This is a genomic window from Stenotrophomonas maltophilia group sp. LNF247, from assembly GCF_054083135.1.
On the sequence record NZ_JBSRQL010000018.1, the window covers coordinates 12842 to 31662 of the forward strand.

At 66.8% G+C, this 18821-nt stretch carries 13 protein-coding genes; 9 read left to right on the forward strand and 4 right to left on the reverse strand.

Annotation, left to right across the window (positions count from 1 at the left end):
- The first annotated feature begins 74 nt into the window (after positions 1–74).
- Both ACTXG9_RS16150 and ACTXG9_RS16155 read left to right on the forward strand, forming a co-directional pair.
- On the forward strand, positions 75–2714 hold the full coding sequence (locus tag ACTXG9_RS16150) for a TonB-dependent receptor plug domain-containing protein (RefSeq protein WP_111099285.1): 2640 nt from the start codon (positions 75–77) through the stop codon (positions 2712–2714).
- A gap of 73 nt (positions 2715–2787) precedes the next feature.
- Positions 2788–5382 carry a M14 family zinc carboxypeptidase gene (locus ACTXG9_RS16155; RefSeq protein ID WP_456115495.1) on the forward strand — a complete coding sequence of 865 codons (2595 nt, stop codon included), beginning with the start codon at positions 2788–2790 and terminating at the stop codon, positions 5380–5382.
- 536 nt (positions 5383–5918) lie between these two features.
- Here the strand turns inward: ACTXG9_RS16155 and ACTXG9_RS16160 are convergent.
- Entirely contained in the window at positions 5919–7331 is a 1413-nt protein-coding gene (locus ACTXG9_RS16160; protein WP_019660948.1) for a DEAD/DEAH box helicase, read from the reverse strand.
- A gap of 903 nt (positions 7332–8234) precedes the next feature.
- On the opposite strand from ACTXG9_RS16160, the gene ACTXG9_RS16165 reads away from it, so the two are divergent.
- Both ACTXG9_RS16165 and maiA read left to right on the forward strand, forming a co-directional pair.
- Positions 8235–9224, forward strand: a complete 990-nt coding sequence (locus tag ACTXG9_RS16165) for a fumarylacetoacetate hydrolase family protein (RefSeq protein WP_005415155.1) — start codon at positions 8235–8237, stop codon at positions 9222–9224.
- Between the two features lie 14 nt (positions 9225–9238).
- Positions 9239–9907: a maleylacetoacetate isomerase gene (maiA, locus tag ACTXG9_RS16170; protein ID WP_188250027.1), complete on the forward strand. Its 669-nt coding sequence runs from the start codon at positions 9239–9241 to the stop codon at positions 9905–9907.
- Between the two features lie 45 nt (positions 9908–9952).
- Here maiA and ACTXG9_RS16175 read toward each other — a convergent pair whose 3' ends face one another.
- The 3 genes from ACTXG9_RS16175 to ACTXG9_RS16185 form a co-directional block, all read right to left on the reverse strand.
- A complete protein-coding gene (locus ACTXG9_RS16175; protein WP_456115496.1) occupies positions 9953–11413 on the reverse strand; it encodes a UdgX family uracil-DNA binding protein in 1461 nt (486 codons plus the stop codon).
- Positions 11394–12677 (reverse strand): putative DNA modification/repair radical SAM protein, encoded by a 1284-nt coding sequence (locus tag ACTXG9_RS16180; RefSeq protein WP_111103838.1) that lies wholly within the window; start codon positions 12675–12677, stop codon positions 11394–11396. The genes ACTXG9_RS16175 and ACTXG9_RS16180 overlap by 20 nt, the downstream gene beginning before the upstream one ends.
- A 108-nt stretch (positions 12678–12785) precedes the next feature.
- The gene (locus ACTXG9_RS16185) at positions 12786–13913 is read right to left on the reverse strand and encodes a PilT/PilU family type 4a pilus ATPase (RefSeq protein ID WP_049416904.1); all 1128 of its coding nucleotides are present in this window, start codon (positions 13911–13913) and stop codon (positions 12786–12788) included.
- A gap of 121 nt (positions 13914–14034) precedes the next feature.
- Between ACTXG9_RS16185 and ACTXG9_RS16190 the strand changes: the two genes are divergently transcribed.
- The 5 genes from ACTXG9_RS16190 (at position 14035) to ACTXG9_RS16210 (ending at position 18818) form a co-directional block, all read left to right on the forward strand.
- On the forward strand, positions 14035–14400 hold the full coding sequence (locus tag ACTXG9_RS16190) for a DUF4398 domain-containing protein (RefSeq protein WP_019660954.1): 366 nt from the start codon (positions 14035–14037) through the stop codon (positions 14398–14400).
- Complete coding sequence (locus tag ACTXG9_RS16195; protein ID WP_019660955.1) at positions 14397–15281, forward strand: OmpA family protein; 885 nt, start codon at positions 14397–14399, stop codon at positions 15279–15281. Before ACTXG9_RS16190 ends, ACTXG9_RS16195 begins: the two co-directional genes overlap by 4 nt.
- A 323-nt stretch (positions 15282–15604) precedes the next feature.
- Positions 15605–15841 carry a YdcH family protein gene (locus tag ACTXG9_RS16200; RefSeq protein ID WP_005407964.1) on the forward strand — a complete coding sequence of 79 codons (237 nt, stop codon included), beginning with the start codon at positions 15605–15607 and terminating at the stop codon, positions 15839–15841.
- 301 nt (positions 15842–16142) lie between these two features.
- Positions 16143–17513: a pyridoxal-phosphate dependent enzyme gene (locus ACTXG9_RS16205; RefSeq protein ID WP_021202680.1), complete on the forward strand. Its 1371-nt coding sequence runs from the start codon at positions 16143–16145 to the stop codon at positions 17511–17513.
- 123 nt (positions 17514–17636) lie between these two features.
- The gene (locus tag ACTXG9_RS16210; RefSeq protein WP_456115497.1) at positions 17637–18818 is read left to right on the forward strand and encodes a cystathionine gamma-synthase; all 1182 of its coding nucleotides are present in this window, start codon (positions 17637–17639) and stop codon (positions 18816–18818) included.
- Positions 18819–18821: the final 3 nt, after the last annotated feature.

Genomic DNA, 18821 nt, shown 5'->3' on the forward strand with positions numbered 1-18821 from the left:
GTTATTGGCCGGACCCCGGCTTGGCATGGACTACTGCGGAACTACGTCGCCCTTTCCACCTCCCCCACATCGTCATGCCCAAGCACACCCTGCTCGTGGCGGCCCTGGCCGTCGCTCTGGCCGCGCCTTTGTCCGCCGCCGCCGAAACCTCCGCCGACGCCAGTGGCGAAGCCAGCACCCTGGCCGCCGTGCGCGTCACCGGTTCCAACATCAAGCGCACCGATACCGAGGCCTCCAACCCGGTGCAGGTGATCGGCCGCCAGCAGTTGGAACAGACCGGCAAGGCCACCGTCGCCGACGTGCTGCGCTCGATCTCGGCCAACACCGGCAACGCTGCCAACGAAACCACCAACAATGGCTGGGCGTCCGGCTCGGCCGGCATCGGCCTGCGTGGCCTGTCGCAGAAGAACACGCTGGTGCTGCTCAACGGCCGCCGGCTGGCCAACTATGGCTTCCCGGCCGGTGGCCTGTCCGACACCTTCGTCGATCTCAATGCGCTGCCGCTGGTCGCGGTCGAGCGCATTGAGGTGCTCAAGGACGGCGCCTCGGCGGTGTACGGCTCCGACGCCGTGGCCGGCGTGGTCAACATCATCACCCGGCAGAACTTCGAAGGCGCCGAGATCGGCGGCAGCTTCGGCGGTGCCGACCAGGGCGGCCTGCACGAGCAGAACCTGAAGTTCGTCGGCGGCCTGGGTGATCTCGACACCGATGGCTACAACATCCTCTTCAGTCTGCAGGGGTACAACCGTGAGCGCCTGGACCAGGACGAACGCAACCTGACCAGGAGCGGCATCTACACCGACAAGCCGGGTGGCCGCTGGAACGGCTGGTCGGCCAAGGGCGCGCGCTACCTCATCAACGGCGTGTCGGTGCCGATGCTCGACGCCAACGGCAACTGCCCGGCCGGCACCACCCGCGTTGCCAGCGCGCCGATTGATGGCCTGTCCGGTGACACCTGCGGCTTCAACCAGGCGCCGTTCACCACGCTGATCCCCTCGACCAAGCGTTACCAGGCCTATGCCAACGGCACCTTCCGCCTGAACGACAACGTCGAGGCCTTCGGCGAAGTGCTGTACAGCCAGATCAAGAGCGCCGCGTGGTTCGGCAGCAGCCCGTTCTTCACCCTGGAAAGCGGCCGCTTCGCGTTGAACGCCAACAGCGGCCTGGCCGAGCCGGTGTCGTCGCTGCTGCCGGCCAACAATCCGTACAACCCGTACGGCCGTGCGATCCCGATCGAGTACACGTTCTTCGACCTTGGTGGCACCATCAAGACCAACCGATCCACGGCCTATCGCGGCGTGTTCGGCCTGCGCGGCACCACCGCCAACTGGGACTGGGAAGTGGCTGCATTCGGTGCGCGCAGCAGCGAGCGCGAGAGCGTGTCCGGCGGCTTCGCCAATCGCTGGGCGCTGGCCGACGCGCTGGCCACCGGCAGCTACAACCTGCTCAACCCGGCGGCCACGCCGCAGTCGGTGCGCGATTCGATCAACATCGCCACGCTGCGTCCGGCCGAATCCAAGCTGCAGGGTATCGATGCGAAGATTTCCGGCAGCCTGGGCCATACCTGGGCGGGTGAGATCGGCTTCGCGGCCGGTGCCGAGTGGCGCCGCGAAAAGCTCGACTCCAACAACCCGTGGCAGATCGATGCCGGCCTGCAGGTGCGCCCGGCCATTGCCGAAGTACACGGCAAGCGCCAGGTCAGTGCGGCCTACGCCGAAGTGAACGTGCCGCTGGCCTCGACGCTGGAGCTGTCCGCCGCCGCGCGCGCCGACCACTACGACGATTTCGGCGATGCGTTCTCGCCGAAGATCGGCCTGCGCTGGCAGCCCCTGGATGTCCTGCTGGTGCGTGCGTCCGCTTCGAAGGGCTTCCGCGCACCGTCGCTGTCGGAAAACTCCAACAGCACCAGCATCGCCTACGGCAGCGTGGTTGATCCGCGTGATCCGGACGTGCCGGGCTCGCGCCAGAACCCGACCTTCTTCACCGTCGGTAACAACGCACTGAAGCCGGAGCGAACCAAGAGCGTGAACTTCGGCGTGGTGCTGTCACCGTGGGCCAACACCAACCTGAGCGTGGACTATTACCGCATCCAGCTGGACAACCTGGTCGGCACCAACAATACCCAGACCCTGGTCAACGACAACGTGGCTGGCGCGGTGCAGCGCGATGAGCGCGGCAAGCTGCAGGCGGTCTACAACCGCTACCAGAACCTGAGCGAGCTGAAGACCTCGGGTATCGACGTCGAACTGCGCCAGCGCATCCCGACCGCGGCGCTGGGTGACTTCACCGTGTCCTCGGCCTACACCCACGTGCGCGACTACCGTCGCCCGACCGTGGTCGGTGGCCCGCTGGTGGACTACGCCGGCAGCAACCTGGGCGCGACCCTGCCCAAGGACAAGGCCACCACCACGCTGGACTGGAAGTACGGTGATTTCAACGCCGCAGTAACCTGGTACTACACCAGCAGCTACCGCCAGGAAGCCAGCACCGCAGCCAAGGCCGTGCAGCAGCGCGTCGGCAGCTATAGCCAGTACGACCTGTACCTGGGCTACACCGGCATCGACAAGCTGACGCTGTATGCCAAGGTGCAGAACCTGGCTGACAAGACGCCGCCGTACGACGCTTCGTTCCCGGGCATCCGCGCGCCATACGACTTCAGCCAGTACGACCTGCGCGGCCGCTACTTCACGCTGGGCTTCGATTACCGCTTCTGATCCATCCGCTGCGGCCGGTTTCTTCAGGGAGCCGGCCGCGCGACCGTCTGCCGTTGTGTCCTGGGGAGTCACCGTGTCCTTGCATCGTCGTGCCGTTCTTCCGTTGCTGATCGCCGCCGCCACCGCACTGTCCTGCCCGCAGCCAGCGCAGGCACAGAGTGCGTACTTCTTCCCGCAGGCCGTCGACGCGGCCGCGTTCGATACGTCCATTCCCACACCCGAGCAGTTCCTCGGCTACCCGATCGGCAGCCGTTACACCCGGCACGACCAGCTGGTGGCGTACTTCCAGGAACTGGCGAAACGCTCGGACAAGATCAGCGTGCGCGAGATCGGCCGCAGTTACGAGGGCCGCCCGTTGCTGATCGCCACGGTAACCGCTGCCGGCAACCACGCGCGGTTGGAACAGATCCGCCAGCAGCACGCGACCCTGGTCGATCCGGCGCAGCCGCGCAGTGCGGCGGGCGACAGCCCGGTGGTGGTGTGGCTGGGTTACAGCGTGCATGGCAACGAGACCTCCAGCGCCGAGGCGGCGATGCTGACCGCCTACTACCTGGTGGCCAACCGCAGTGCCGAGACCCAGCAATGGCTGCAGCAGGCGGTGGTGCTGTTCGACCCGGCGCAGAATCCGGACGGTCGCGATCGCGCCGCCAACTGGCACAACGCGTGGGCCTCCGATCCGGCCTCGGCCGACCCGGCTGACAAGGAGCACGTCGAGCCGTTCCCGCAGGGCCGCACCAACCACTACTTCACCGATCTCAACCGCGACTGGCTGGCCCTGACCCAGCAGGACTCGCGGCCGAAGGTGGAGGTGTTCCACCAGTGGTACCCGAACGTGCAGATCGACTTCCACGAAATGGGCAAGGACAGCACCTACTACTTCGAGCCTTCGCCGAAGAGCATGCACAGCCCGTTGATTCCGGCGCCGTCGTACGAGTTCAACAAGACCCTGGCCAAGTACCACGCGCAGGCGCTGGATGCCTTGGGTTCGCTGTACTACACCGGCGAGAATTTCGACAACTTCTCGCCGGTGTACGGCTCGACCTATCCGGACTTCCACGGCGCGGTCGGCGTCACCGTCGAGCAGGCCAGTTCACGTGGCCGCGTGCAGGAATCGGTGAATGGCCTGCTGACCTTCCCGTTCACCGTCCGCAACCAGGTCGCCACCGGGCTGGGCACGGTGCGTGGTGCAGTGGCCGAGCGCAGTGGCCTGTTCGACCTGCAGAAGCAGTTCTTCCAGAGCGCGTTGAAGCAGGCCGCACAGCAGCCGGTGAAGAGCTTCGTGTTCGGCGACGCGCACGATCCGGCACTGACCCGTCGCCTGCTGGAACTGTTGCTGCTGCATCGCATCGAGGTACGTGCGCTGGAGCGTGCAGTCACCGTCGATGGGCAGCGCTTCGATGCCGGCAGCGCCTACGTGGTGCAGGTGCAGCAGGCGCAGTTCCGCCTGGTGCATTCGATCTTTGCCGAGACGCCGCCGATCAAGGGCGACGTGTTCTACGGCAGCACCAGCTATGCAATCGCACCGGCCTACGGCGTGGCCTTCGCCGGCAGCCGCAGCCGTATCGAAGGCGGCGCACGGGTGACAGCGTTGCCGGCGCAGCAGGGCGCGGTGCTGGGTGGCCAGGCCGGGTTCGCCTACGCGATCGACTGGCGCGACTACAACGCCGGGCGCGCGCTGGCCGCGCTGCAGGGCAAAGGCGTGAGCGCACGTGCAGCATTCCAGCCGTTCACCACCGCGACCGCGCAGGGCGACGTCAGCTTCGCCGCCGGCAGCCTGGTGATTCCGGTTGCCGGGCAAGCGCTGCAGGGCGCGGCGCTGCTTGAGGCAGTGACATCGGCCGCGCGCGAGGCAGGTGTGCAGGTGCACGCGCTGTCCAGTGGCCGCAGCCGCGAAGGCATCGATCTGGGCAGTGACGGCGTCAAGGCGCTGCGCAAACCCGCGGTTGCGCTGGTGATGGGTGAGGGCGTGGCCGCCACCGAGATCGGCTCGGCCTGGTTCCTGCTCGACCAGCAGTTGCATTTGCCTGCCAGCAAGCTGGACCCGCAGCAGCTGGGCAAAGTGTCCCTGGACCGCTACACCACGATCGTGCTGTCCGGGGGTACCTACACCGGCGTCGATACCACGGCGGTGGCTGCGCTGAAGCGCTGGGTGCAGGCGGGTGGCTCGCTGGTTACCTACGGCAGTGCATCGAAGTGGGCGATCGAGCAGAAGTTGGCCGACGGCGAGAAGCTCGGCAAGGAAGAAGAGACTGCCGACGAGAGCCGCCGTGCATTCGGTGACCAGCGCGACATCGCCGCGATCGAGCGGGTCAGCGGCAACATCCTGAGCGCCGATGTGGACACCAGTCATCCGCTGGCGTTTGGCGTGCCGCGCCGGCAACTGGCGATCAACAAGGAGAGCACGGTGACGCTGCAGCCGAGCACGAATCCGTTCTCGACGGTGGTACGCATCGACACACCGCCGCAGGTGAATGGCTATCTTTCCGAGCGCAACCGTGCGCGGGTGGCGGGCAGCGCGTGGGTGCTGGTGTCGGCGCAGGGGCAGGGCAACGTGGTGCTGTTTGCCGATGACCCGGCGCACCGCAAGTACTGGCACGGCACGGACCGGTTGTTGATCAACGCGATCTTCTTCGGGAATCTGGTGAATCCGGGTAAGGCGCGGGGTTGAGGCGTTTGGCGCCGAGTCGTTGTTGTGCTTGGGAGGCAGGGGGCCTCAGCCAGGACACGCCGTGAACCCATCCATGGGGGCTCGATGGCGCCATCCTTGGCGCCAACGGTCCTGGCTGAGGCCCCCTGCCTCCCATGACAGTTTCCTGCGGGCGCTGACGCATCAGACCCCAAGGCGGGAGCAAGGGCAAAAGCAAAAGCAAAGGCAAAGCCAGGAATTGCGGCTTCGGCTTTTGACTTTGAATTTGAATTTGATCTTTCTTCTCCCGGCTACCCGGCGGGAGAAGAAGGCGCCGGCAATGCTTGAAGCGGATGGGCATGGGGGCAGCGCAGAACCGTTGGCGCCATGGATGGCGCCATCGAGCTTACATGGACGTATTTACAGCGTGTTCTGCGCTGCCCCCATGCCCATCCGCCCTCGGTACTGCCACCGCGTGCTTTGTCACCCGGTAGCCGGCAACAAAAAAGGACGGCGCGTCAGCGCCGTCCTTCGATAGCCCCCCGCGCAGCGGGAAGCACCCTCCATGTCAGCTGGGATCAGCCAGCGCGACCACCGCCGCCACCCTGGCCACGACCACGGCCGCCACCATTGCCACCACCGCCACGGCGCTGGCCCTGGCCGGCACCTGCACGCTGCTGGCCATTTCCACCGCCTTCGCGGCGGCCACCGCCGGCCTTCTTCGGGCCGGCATGCGCATGGCGCGGCGCATCACCGTGCGGACGGCGCGCGTGGCTCTTGCGCGGTGCGCGCTCACCGGTATCGTGCTCGGCCTTGCCCGGCGCACTGTTGCCCCAGCGGATCGGAACCTGCAGTTCGAAGCCCGGTACATCGCGGATGTCCATGTCGCGGCCCAGCAGGCGCACGATCGCGCGCAGCAGCTTCACTTCATCCTGCGCCACCAGCGAAATCGCCTGGCCGGTCGCGCCGTTGCGGCCGGTACGACCGATGCGGTGCACGTAGTCCTCGGCCACCATCGGCAGGTCGAAGTTGATCACCTTCGGCAGCTCGTTGATGTCGATGCCGCGCGCAGCGATGTCGGTGGCCACCAGCACGGTCACGCGGCCGGCCTTGAAGTCGCCCAGCGCACGCAGGCGCTGGCCCTGGCTCTTGTTGCCATGGATCGCCGCGGTCTTGATGCCCGACTTTTCCAGGAACGTGGCCAGCTTGTCGCTGCCGTGCTTGGTACGGGCGAACACCAGGGTCTGCTCGCGGCTGTCCTGCGCCAGCAGGTGCAGCAGCAGGTCGCGCTTGCGGCCGGCATCGACCGGGTGCACGCGGTGGGTGATGGTTTCGGCCACGGTGTTCTTCGGCGTCACCTGGATCTGTTCCGGGTTGCGCATGAACTCCAGCGCCAGCTGGCGGATGTTGTCCTCGAAGGTGGCCGAGAACAGCAGGGTCTGGCGGTTCTGCTTCGGCAGCTTGGCCAGGATGCGCTTGATCGACGGCAGGAAGCCCATGTCGAGCATGCGGTCGGCTTCGTCCAGCACCAGCAGTTCAATGCCGGACAGGTCGACGCTGCGACGCTCCAGGTGGTCGATCAGGCGGCCCGGGCAGGCCACCAGCAGGTCCACGCCACGGCGCAGGATGTCCAGCTGGTTGCCCATGCCGACACCGCCGTAGATGCAGGCGCTGGGGATACGCAGGTACTTGCTGTAGCCGCGCAGGCTGTCATGCACCTGGGTGGCCAGTTCGCGGGTCGGGGCCAGGATCAGCGCACGCGGCTTGCGCGGGCCGGCACGCACTTCCTGCGAGGCGGTGCCCAGGTGCTGCAGCAACGGCAGGCCGAACGCGGCAGTTTTGCCGGTACCGGTCTGTGCGCCGGCCAGCAGGTCGCGACCGGCCAGCGCCAGCGGGATCGCCTGCTGCTGGATCGGGGTCGGGTTTTCGTAGCCCTGCTCGGCAAGCGCACGCAGCAGGAAGGGCGCCAGGCCCAGCGATTCAAAAGACATTGAGATTGCTCCAAGTACAAGAAACGCCTGTCCAAATGGACAGACGGGGGCAGATCAAAGTGATCGGCTGACTCGGAGCGTTCCCGTGAACCGCGCTGCGAGAAGTTGGGTGCAGCCGGCACGAAGCGCCGGCTGGAATGCGTGACGAACGGCGTCGGAGTGGGGGCGGGCGAAGAGGGCGGACCCTGGTCGCCGGCGGTCCCGGAGGGAAACGGACGGCCGCTGCAGACCTGCCTAGTCTAACCGATGGCTGAGACCTCGCGCAAAAAGGCCTGTTCAGGTAAGGGGCTCGCTGCAGGGCTGCGCCCTGTACCCGCAGAGGCCAAAGCGACGTCAACGTCAAAAGCGGGTTTCCTGAGGGATGGCGGGGTGGGTCCGGTGGCGGGAGACGCCGTAAACCCGTCCATGGGGGCTTGGCCGCGGCATCCATGCCGCGGACACTCCCGCCACCGGGCCCACCCCGCCTTCGACAGTTTCCCGCGAGCTGCTGGGACGTCTCTTGGTGTCAGATCCGCTTTCCTTTGGGAAACGGATCTGTCCCCCGGAATTCCATTCGATATCTGACCAATGTGTCGACCAAGGTCGACATCCACCAGCAGTCGCCGGAATGTGTCGAGGGCGGGCGGTGTCGGATTGCGGGGTGTCCGCGGCATGGATGCCGCGGCCAAGCCTACAGGGACGTACTTGCGGCGTCCCCGCAATCCGACACCGCCCCGGCAACCCACGGAAAGCCAGCTGTTGCCGTTGCCGTTGCCGTTGCCGTTGCATTGAGCAGGTGCAGGGCTGCAAGCCCTGCCGAAGCCCCCACTACGGTAGGGTGGGCCGATGCCGCGCTGCAGCTTGGCGTCGTCGCAGATTTGATTACACTTGAAACTTGTTTGCCCACGACTCCGGACACCCACCATGAAGCTTGGTTCCTTGAAGGAAGGCGGCCGCGACGGCACCCTTATCGTCGTCTCGCGTGACCTGCGCCACGGCGTGCGCGCCACCGGCATTGCCGCCACCCTGCAGCAGGCCCTGGAGGACTGGAGCCACATCGCGCCGCGCCTGAACGCCTTGTACGAATCGCTCAACGCTGGCGACGCCGATGGCGTGTTCGACCTCGATCCGCAGGCGCTGGCCGCACCGATGCCGCGTGCCTATGAGTTCGTCGATGGCAGCGCCTACCTGCCGCACGTCGAGCGCGTGCGCCGCGCCCGCGGTGCCGAGGTGCCCGAGAGCTTCTACACCGACCCGCTGATGTACCAGGCCACCAGTGCGGGCTTCTACGGCCCGCGCGATGCGGTCAAGGTGGTCAGCGAGGACTACGGCATCGACCTGGAAGCGGAGATCGTGGTGATCACCGACGACGTGCCGATGGCGGCCACCCCGGAACAGGCCGCCAGCCACATCCAGCTGGTCGGCCTGGTCAACGATGTCTCGCTGCGCAACCTGATCCCGGGCGAGCTGGCCAAGGGCTTCGGCTTCCTGCAGTCCAAGCCGCGTTCGGCGCTGTCGCCGGTGTTCGTCACCCCCGATGAGCTGGGTGCTGCGTGGCAGGACAGCAAGGTGCACCTGCCGCTGCTGACCCACATCAACGGCCAGTGGTTCGGTGCGCCGGAGGCGGGCGTGGACATGCAGTTCAACTTCGCCCAGCTGGTCGCGCATGCGGCCAAGACCCGCCCGCTGGGTGCCGGCACCATCGTCGGCTCGGGCACCATCGCCAACGAAGACACCAGCAAGGGTGCCTCGTGCTTCGCCGAGCAGCGCGTGGTCGAGACCCTGCGTGACGGCAAGCCGAGCACGCCGTTCATGTCCTTCGGCGACGTGGTCCGGATCGAGATGCTCGACGCTGCCGGCAACAGCATCTTCGGTGCGATCGAGCAGCGCATCGAACAGGCGGCCAAGCCCTGAGCATGGAGGCGGCGATGGAGATTCCGGTCGACGACGGCATCGTGCTGTACACCTACTGGCGATCCAGCGCCGCCTACCGCGTGCGCATCGGCCTGGAGCTGAAGGGCCTGGCCTGGGAGGCGCGGCCGGTGCATCTGGTGCGCGACGGTGGCGAGCAGCACCATGAGGCTTATCGCGCGCTCAATCCGCAGCAGCTGGTGCCGACCCTGCTGCATGAGGGGCACACGCTGACCCAGTCGCTGGCGATCCTCGAGTACCTGGAAGAGCGCTTCCCACAGGTGCCGCTGCTGCCTGCCGATGCTGCGGGCCGCGCACGGGTGCGGGCGCTGGCGCAGCTTGTGGCCTGCGATATCCATCCGATCAACAACCTGCGGGTGATGCAGTACCTGGAACGCGACCTGCAGCTGCCTGCCGACACCCGCACGCAGTGGACCCTGCACTGGATCGCCGAAGGCTTTGACGCGATGGAAGCGATGCTGGCCAACAGCCGCGACACCGGCACCTTCTGCCACGGCGACCGCCCTGGCCTGGCCGACATCTCCCTGTTGCCGCAGCTGTACAACGCCCACCGTTTCGGCCTGGACCTGGCACCGTACCCGACCCTGCGCCGCATCGAAGCGGCCTGCCAGGCGCTGGACGCCTTCGACCGCGCACGCCCGGAAAACCAGCCCGACGCCGCCTGAAAGCAGAGGGGGCGGAACGGATCACGTCGTAAGTGCATTTACGACTTAATCCCCTCCGTCCCCTTTCTGTTGCAATCGGGCCAGGTCATCGCGGAACAACCGGTAGGCCTCCTCGCGGCGGGCATCGTCGGTCTGTCGCAGCACCCACGCCGGGTGCACAGTGGCGTAGCCGCGCGTGCCATCTTCGAGGGTGTGCCAGCGTCCGCGGTCGCGTGAGAGGTCGAAGTCACGACCGAATACAGAGGCTGCCGCTGTCGCGCCCAGGCACACAATCACCTGCGGCCGCACGCGCGCGATCTCACCCATCAGCCAGGGCCGGCAGGCCTGGATGTGACGGCTTTCCGGTCGCTTGTGCAGCCGCACCTTGCCGCGCCGCTCATGGTGGAAGTGCTTCACCGCGTTGGTGAGGTACAGCTGGGCGCGATCGATTCCCAGCTCCGCCAGTGCGCGGTCCAGCACCTGGCCGGCGGGTCCTGCGAACGGCTGCCCGCGCAGATCCTCGGTGTCGCCGGGTTGTTCTCCGACCAGCATCACCTCGGCCCCTGCCGGCCCCTGGCCGAACACGGTCTGCGTGGCCTGCTCCCACAACGGGCACTGGCGGCAGGCGCTGGCCTGTCCGCGCAGATTGTCCAGACTGCTGGCATCGGTTGCCGGCGCCGCAGCGTTCGCACGTGGGCGAATCCTGCGTCGCGGCGCCTGCGCCGGCCGGTCATGCATCTCCTGCACGCGGTCGGCCGCATCGCGCACCAGGCGTGGCAGCAACTGTGCTTCAGGCAGATGGCGCCAGTACTTGGCCGGCATTTCCTGCATCATCATCCGCGTGTTGAGCCGGGCCGGATTGAAGATGCTGGCGTAGTAGGTCTGCCACAGCGACTCGCGTGCATCCTCGGGCGGGGCATCCTCACGCCGTGCACCGGGGCCGAAGGCAAGCGCCTGCCCATCCCAGGCGACGCTGCGCGAAGGCGTGAGGATGGCCCAGCGCATGCCGGTGAAGCGGCGCGCGAAGAAGGGCGCGACCCGGTCGACGATGTGGTGCTGTGGCTCGAACCAGGCGATGAACGCATCAGGCTGGCCAGGCACCTCGCGGAAGCGCACGAATGCCTTCATCTTGTGCGTGTCACGGCGGACCGCCTGTGCCATGGCCAACGCCCGCAGTACGTCGGCATCGGCGGGGTTTGACAGCACCGAGCGTTCGTCATGGGTGAGGCGCCACAGCAACCGGTACAGGAGGGCCATGCGCTGTCCGTCGCGATGGCACAGGCAGGTGGCCGCCAGCTCCAGGAAGTCGCGCGGTACCGTCGGTGCGCCAGCATCGGCCTGTGCGGGCGCCGAGGTGACCGCTGGCGCGTCCAGCAGTGATGCGTCGCTACCCTCGAGCCAGTCCAGCTGCTCCGGCGCGACGCCGCGCAGCAGGGCTTCGCGCGCACCGCTGCGCCAGGCGTCCAGCGACCACGGCGGATCCACCCGCAGCGACCAGCGCTGCGCGTCAGGCTGCGGGCGGGGCATCGAACAGCGAACCCTGGCGCGGCGGCGGGGCCAGCTGCGCGCGCAGCGCCGCCGGATCGTCCAGCGCTTTGCGCGGGTGATGGTCGGCCAGCAGCACGAACGGCAGCAGCTTGCTCATCGGTGCCTTCAGGCGCGCGATGTCGGCCACGCGCAGCCGCCCGTGACGGCGCGCCATCAGCACGCGCTTGACGTTGCGCACGCCCAGGCCGGGCACGCGCAGCAGCATTTCCTTCGGTGCCCGGTTCAGATCGACCGGAAAGCGCTCGGGGTGGCGGATCGCCCAGGCCATCTTCGGGTCGATATCCAGGTCGAGCATGCCGTCCTGGGTGGTATCGGTAATCTCATCCACGCCGTAGCCGTAGAAGCGCAGCAGCCAGTCGGCCTGGTACAGGCGGTGCTCGCGCTGCAGGGGCGGCGGCTGCAGCGGCAGCTGCCGGCTGGCATCCGGAATCGGGCTGAAGGCGGAGTAGTACACCCGGCGCATGCGGTAACTGCCGTACAGGCTGTCGGCGCTGGCCAGGATCTGCTGGTCGTTGGCCCCGTCCGCGCCGACGATCATCTGCGTGCTCTGCCCGGCCGGGGCGAAACGGGGAGGGCGCGGGCGTGCGCTGCGGCTGGCCGTCGGCGCCACCGCTGCGGGGGCCTTGCGCGCCTCCTTGGCTTCCTCGATGCGCCAACGCAGTTCGCCCATCGCGCCACGGATGGAATGAACCGTCTTCTCCGGCGCCAAGGCGCTCAGGCCGGCTTCGGTCGGCAGTTCCACGTTGATGGACAGGCGGTCGGCATAGCGCCCGGCACTGGCCAGCAGTTCCGGCGAGGCCTCGGGAATGGTCTTGAGGTGGATGTAGCCGGCGTAGCGGTGTTCTTCGCGCAGTTGCCGGGCTACTTCCACCATCTGTTCCATGGTGTAGTCCGCATTGCGGATGATGCCGCTGGACAGGAACAGGCCCTCGATGTAGTTGCGCTTGTAGAAGTCCAGGGTGAGCGTGACCACCTCATCCACGCTGAAACGTGCACGGGGCACGTTGCTGGAGACCCGGTTCACGCAGTAGGCGCAGTCGTAGACGCAGAAATTGGTCAGCAGGATTTTCAGCAGCGAAACGCAGCGGCCATCCGGTGTATAGCTGTGGCAGATGCCCATGCCCTCGGTGCTGCCGATACCGCCGCTGGCGCGTGAGTCGCGCTTGCCCGAGCCGCTGGAGGCGCAGGAGGCATCGTATTTGGCGGCGTCAGCCAGGATGGCAAGCTTGCGGATGGTTTCCATTGCGGAAACCTACGGATGAGCGGTCTCAATGGATGAGACCGGCCCTGAATCCTTCAGGCTTGCGCCGGGCATGGCCCGGCGCTACCGGTGTCGAAAGAGCTGCGCGGATCAGAACCCGTGGGTGATGCTGGGCGCGCCCGCCGAGAAATCGGCGTACGGGTCATGCTCGCCGCTGCTGCCCTCGGACAGGCGGAACTTCAGGGCCAGGCCATCGCGCGAGTCGGCCGCGCGCAGGGCCTCCTCCTGCTCGATGGTGCCAGCCTTGGCCAACCGGAACAGGCACTGGTCGAAGCTCTCCATGCCTTCCTCCAGCGAGGCTTCCATCGCCGCCTTGATTTCGTGCACCTGGCCGCGGCGCAGCAGGTCGCGGATCATCGGCGTGTTGATCAGCACCTCGGTGGCCGGCAGGCGTCGGCCCTCCTTGTTCTTCACCAGGCGCTGGCTGATCACCGCGCGCAGGTTCAGCGCCAGGTTCATCAGCACGTTCTTGTGCGCGCTTTCCGGGAAGAAGTTGAGGATGCGCTCGATGGTCTGGTCGGCGTTGTTGGAGTGCAGGGTGGCCAGGCACAGGTGGCCGGTCTCGGCGAAGGCGATCGCCGCCTCCATCGTTTCCGCATCCAGGATCTCGCCGATCAGGATCACGTCCGGCGCTTCACGCATCGCGTTCTTCAGCGCGTTGTGGAAGGCATGGGTGTCCAGGCCGACCTCGCGCTGGTTGACGATCGACATCTTGTGCTTGTGCAGGTACTCGATCGGGTCCTCGATGGTGAGGATGTGACCGGTGGTGGTGCTGTTGCGGTGGTCGATCATCGACGCCAGCGAGGTGGACTTGCCGGAGCCGGTGGACCCCACCACCAGCACCAGCCCGCGCGGGGTCATGATGACGTCCTTCAGCACCTGCGGAAGGTTCAGCTCCTCGATGCTCGGGATGCGGCTGCGGATGGCGCGGATGACCATGCCGACCTCGCCCCGCTGCTTGAACACGTTGACGCGGAAGCGCCCGGCGTCGGGCAGGGCGATGGCCATGTTGAGCTCGAGTTCGCGCTCGAACTGCGGCACCTGGCCCTCGTCCATCAGCGAGTAGGCAATCTTCTTCACCATGCCCGGCGGCAGGCCGGTGTTGCCCAGCGGATAGAGCTTCCCCTCGATCTTGATGTAGACCGGTGCCCCGGTGGTCAAAAACATGTCCGAAGCGTTCTTTTCGGTCATCAGCTTCAGGAAGTAGCCGATATCCATTGCGAATTTTCCCCAACGAAACGGCCGACGCCCGTTGCCAGCACGGTGTCGGCTTGACGACAATGGCCGTGAACCGACAACCGGTACGGCCTCCCCAATGAAACGACTTAGCTTCGCACGAATGCGCCATGGCCTGTATGTGATGGCGTTTGCATTCGCACTGTCTGCCCCCGCCTGGGCGCAGGACGCCGCCCTGGAACTGGCGCAGGCCCGGCAGGCGGTCGACAAGGCCACCCAGGCCGATGCCGACCAGTACGCCCCGGACCTGATCGGGCTGGCCCGGCAGGGGCTGGAGCAGGCCCAGCGCGCCGCAGGCGACCGCCGCGAGCGCAAGAATGCGCCGGCAATGGCCCTGCGCGCCGCCGCCGATGCCGACCTGGCCCGCGTCCGCAGCGAGGAAGCCACCGTCAGCGCGCAGCTGCAGCTGCGCCGCAACGAGGTCAACCAGCTGCAACGCCAGCTGTCGACCGGGGAGGACCGCCGGTGAAGCCGATGACCGCCGCAACCCTGGCCGCGCTGCTGGCGCTGCCGACCCTGGCCATGGCCGCCGACAACCCGATGGTGGCGCAGCTGAGCCAGCGCCTGATGGCCATCCAGGCCAACCCGGATACCGCTGAGCTGGGCGCCTTCGAGCGCATGCAGGCCCAGCAGGCCATCGCCACCCTGGACAAGGCCAAGCGCCGCGATCAGGAGCTGGCCACCTACCTGGCCGAGCGCCGGGTCGAGATCGCCGAGACCGCCGTGCGCACCGCACTGGCCGCGCGCGAGGTGGACCGCCTGGATCGGACCCGCAGCGACCTGCTGATCGAGGCCAGCCGCCGCGATGCGGCCCGTGCCCGCCAGGAAGCCGAGCAGCTGCGCATGCAGGCGCAGATGCAGGCCGAGGAGGCCGAACGGTTGCGCCAGGCCGCCGAAGCCGAGACCCTGGCCCGCCAGGACGCCGAGAACGCCCTGACCAGCGTGGCCGGCAAGCAGCAGCAGCGTCTGAGCGCCGCACAGCAGAACGCCGCCAAGCTGGCCCGCGAGGAAGCCGAACTGGTGTCCGGGCAGAAACTGCCGGGCTCGAAGTTCGATGGCCGTGGCGAAGTTTTCACCTTCGCTGGTGACGCATTCGCCGTCGGCGCGTCAAGCCTGTCCAGTGGGGCCCGCAATCAGGCCAAGGCCCTGGCCGAGTACCTGAACATCGGCAAGAAGGGCCGCCTGCGCATCGAGGCCTACGACAGTGCCAACGGCGTGGGCCAGAAGCGTGCCGAAGCGCTGCGCGACGCCCTGGTCGCGGGTGGTGTCGCCAGCAACCGCATCCAGGTCAGCGGCAAGAAGGCTGCGTCCACCCGGGCGCGCTCGGCCGAGGTCATCATTGCCCCGTAATGCATTGATATTGTTTGTTTTTCGTTGTGATGAGCATTCAGCCTGAACCCCGCCCGGCGGGGTTCGGTCTTTTTGACGCAGGGGTCTTGTACCCCGCCTTGAGCAGGCGTAGGGTCAATCGTCCGGGACGCAATGCCGCGGACCGGACGATGGGAGGGCCGGGCCGATGCAAGCAGGGCGCGAACCGCAGCAGATCGACGTGCGCAGGCCAGTGCCGCAGGTCGTTGCAGGCGTCCAGGTGGCCATCGACCGGCGCTCCTCCATGAACAACGCCCCGTGCCTTTCGGCCGGGGCGTTCGTGTATCTGTCGAAGGAGGTCCATCATGTTTGAAGATCAGCCCCAGAGCGAGATCGACGCACGTCGCGCGCGTGATCCGGAGTTCAGGGCACTCCATGACCAGCACCGCAAGTTGAACAAGAAGTGCATGGACGCGGAGTTGGGTGTACTCCCGATCGATGATGTCACCCTGGGTCGCATGAAGCGCGAGAAGCTGCTGGCCAAGCAACGTCTTCTGCGAATGTACGAAACACCGCTCCCAACGACGTCCCCCACGCTTTGACGCACATCGTCGCGCCCGGAACGGCGTGACCCGGCCATCGATGGCCCTGCCGGGGGCTCCTGCCCTGGCATCGCGGCCGCGCCGATGAGGCGGCCGCGCCAAGGCACCACAGGCGGTGGTGCCTTGGCCTTCAGGCACAACTCACCGATGCGGGCGGCACCGGTCTCCTCGTCGATCCGGGGCCGTCCGCATCCCTTTTTTGCGGGCTTCCGGCCCCGCGGCGCAACGACCTGACATTCATCGCCATCCGACGGATAATCATCGGTCCGGCCCTGCGCGGCGCGAATCGAAAGTCCTCCGAATGCCCATTCATTCTTCCGTCCTCGAACTCATCGGCCAGACCCCGATCGTCAAGGCCCAGCGCCTGGACACCGGCGTCTGCGAGCTCTACCTGAAGCTGGAGAGCGCCAACCCGGGCGGATCGATCAAGGATCGCATCGGCCTGTCGATGATCGAGGCGGCGGAGCAGCGTGGCGACCTGAAGCCGGGCGCGACCCTGGTTGAAGGTACCGCCGGCAACACCGGCCTGGGCCTGGCGCTGGTGGCACAGCAGAAGGGCTACAAGCTGATCCTCGTCGTTCCCGACAAGATGAGCCGCGAGAAGATCTTCAACCTGAAGGCGATGGGCGCCGAAGTCCGCCTGACCCGCTCGGACGTGGCCAAGGGCCATCCGGAGTACTACCAGGACCTGGCCAAGACCATCGCCGAGCAGACCCCGGGCGCCTACTTCATCAACCAGTTCGGCAACCCGGACAATCCGGCAGCGCACGAATTCGGTACCGGCCCGGAGATCCTGGAGCAGATGGGGGGTGACCTCGACGCCATCGTGTTCGGCTGCGGCAGCTCCGGCACCATGACCGGCCTGTCGCGCGCGTTCGCCAAGCTGTCGCCCAAGACCGAGCTGGTGCTGGCCGATCCGGTCGGCTCGATCCTGGCCGAATACATCAACGACGGCGTGCTCAACGACAAGTCGGGCAGCTGGCTGGTGGAGGGCATCGGCGAGGACTTCCTGCCGTCGATCTCCGATTTCAGCCGTGTCAAGAAAGCCTATGCAATCAGCGACGCCGAGAGCTTCCACACCGCGCGCGAGCTGCTGGGCAAGGAAGGCATCCTCGGCGGTTCGTCCACCGGCACCCTGCTGGCCGCAGCGCTGAAGTACTGCAAGGAGCAGACCACGCCGAAGAAGGTGCTCGTACTGGTCTGCGATACCGGCAACAAGTACCTGTCGAAGATGTACAACGACTACTGGATGCTGGACAACGGCTTCCTGCAGCGCCCGCAGCACGGCGACCTGCGCGACCTGATCCTGCGTCCGTACGGCCAGCGCGACACTGTCGTTATTGGCCCGAACGACCTGCTGACCACCGCCTACCAGCGCATGAAGCTGTATGACGTGTCGCAGCTGCCGGTGATGGACGGTGACCAGCTGGTCGGCATCGTCGATGAAAGCGACGTCCTGCTGCATGTCTATGGCGACGAAGCGCGCTTCCGCGACACGGTTGCCACGGCGATGGTCAGCAAGCTGGACCGGCTGGACGTGAAGTCGCCGATCGAGGCCCTGCTGCCGGTGTTCGACCGCGGCCAGGTGGCGATCGTGATGGACGGCGATGCTTTCCTGGGCCTGATCACCCGTATCGACCTGCTGAACTACCTGCGCCGTCGCGTGCAGTAAGCCGCCGATCACGGCAGTTTACCGCTGAATTCCGGTTTATTCGCGTCAAAGCTCGTTAAGGCTGCGCTGATAGACTCCCGATCCTTTGACGGCGCCGCACGTCGGCGCCATTCAGGAAACGACATGTCCAACTCCTCTTCGCCCGACCGTGCGCTGGCCCTGGCCACGCTGGCCATCCACGGTGGCCAGTCGCCCGACCCCAGTACCGGTGCGGTGATGCCGCCGATCTACGCCACCTCGACCTATGCCCAGTCCAGCCCGGGCGAGCACCAGGGCTTCGAGTACTCGCGCACGCACAACCCGACCCGTTTCGCCTATGAGCGTTGCGTGGCGTCGCTGGAAGGCGGTACCCGTGGCTTTGCGTTCGCTTCGGGCATGGCGGCCAGCTCGACGGTGATCGAGCTGCTGGACGCCGGCAGCCACGTGGTGGCGATGGACGATATCTACGGCGGCAGCTTCCGCCTGTTCGAGCGCGTGCGTCGCCGCACCGCCGGGCTGGATTTCAGTTTCGTCGACCTGACCGATCTGGCGGCGTTCGAAGCCTCGATCACGCCGAAGACGAAGATGGTGTGGATCGAGACCCCGACCAACCCGATGCTGAAGATCGTGGACATCGCCGCGGTCGCTGCCATCGCCAAGCGCCATGGCCTGATCGTGGTGGTCGACAACACCTTCGCCTCGCCGATGCTGCAGCGCCCGCTGGAACTGGGCGCGGACCTGGTCCTGCATTCGGCCACCAAGTACCTCAACGGTCACTCGGACATGGTCGGCGGCATGGTGGTGGTTGGTGACAACGCCGAACTGGCCGAGCAGATGGCGTTCCTGCAAAACTCGGTGGGTGGCGTGCAGGGCCCGTTTGACAGCTTCCTGGCCCTGCGCGGCCTGAAGACCCTGCCGCTGCGCATGAAGGCACATTGCGCCAACGCGCTGGCCCTGGCCCAGTGGCTGGAAAAGCACCCGGCGGTGGAGAAGGTGATCTACCCCGGCCTGGCCTCGCACCCGCAGCATGAGCTGGCCGGCAAGCAGATGGCCAGCTACGGCGGCATCGTCTCGATCGTACTCAAGGGTGGGTTCGAGGCGGCCAAGCGCTTCTGCGAGAAGACCGAGCTGTTCACCCTGGCCGAGTCGCTGGGCGGTGTGGAAAGCCTGGTCAACCACCCGGCGGTGATGACGCATGCCTCGATCCCGGTCGCACGCCGGGAGCAGCTGGGCATCAGCGATGCGCTGGTGCGGCTGAGCGTGGGTGTTGAGGAGTTGGGGGATCTGCAGGTGGATCTGGAGCGGGCATTGGCAGGGAACCGCTGATTC

Coding starts and splice junctions, on each gene's coding strand:
- ACTXG9_RS16150 (WP_111099285.1), top strand. CDS start 75: ATGCCCAAGCACACCCTGCTCGTGGCGGCCCTGGCCGTCGCTCTGGCC.
- ACTXG9_RS16160 (WP_019660948.1), bottom strand. CDS start 7,331: ATGTCTTTTGAATCGCTGGGCCTGGCGCCCTTCCTGCTGCGTGCGCTT.
- ACTXG9_RS16165 (WP_005415155.1), top strand. CDS start 8,235: ATGAAGCTTGGTTCCTTGAAGGAAGGCGGCCGCGACGGCACCCTTATC.
- maiA (WP_188250027.1), top strand. CDS start 9,239: ATGGAGATTCCGGTCGACGACGGCATCGTGCTGTACACCTACTGGCGA.
- ACTXG9_RS16175 (WP_456115496.1), bottom strand. CDS start 11,413: ATGCCCCGCCCGCAGCCTGACGCGCAGCGCTGGTCGCTGCGGGTGGAT.
- ACTXG9_RS16180 (WP_111103838.1), bottom strand. CDS start 12,677: ATGGAAACCATCCGCAAGCTTGCCATCCTGGCTGACGCCGCCAAATAC.
- ACTXG9_RS16185 (WP_049416904.1), bottom strand. CDS start 13,913: ATGGATATCGGCTACTTCCTGAAGCTGATGACCGAAAAGAACGCTTCG.
- ACTXG9_RS16190 (WP_019660954.1), top strand. CDS start 14,035: ATGCGCCATGGCCTGTATGTGATGGCGTTTGCATTCGCACTGTCTGCC.
- ACTXG9_RS16200 (WP_005407964.1), top strand. CDS start 15,605: ATGTTTGAAGATCAGCCCCAGAGCGAGATCGACGCACGTCGCGCGCGT.
- ACTXG9_RS16205 (WP_021202680.1), top strand. CDS start 16,143: ATGCCCATTCATTCTTCCGTCCTCGAACTCATCGGCCAGACCCCGATC.
- ACTXG9_RS16210 (WP_456115497.1), top strand. CDS start 17,637: ATGTCCAACTCCTCTTCGCCCGACCGTGCGCTGGCCCTGGCCACGCTG.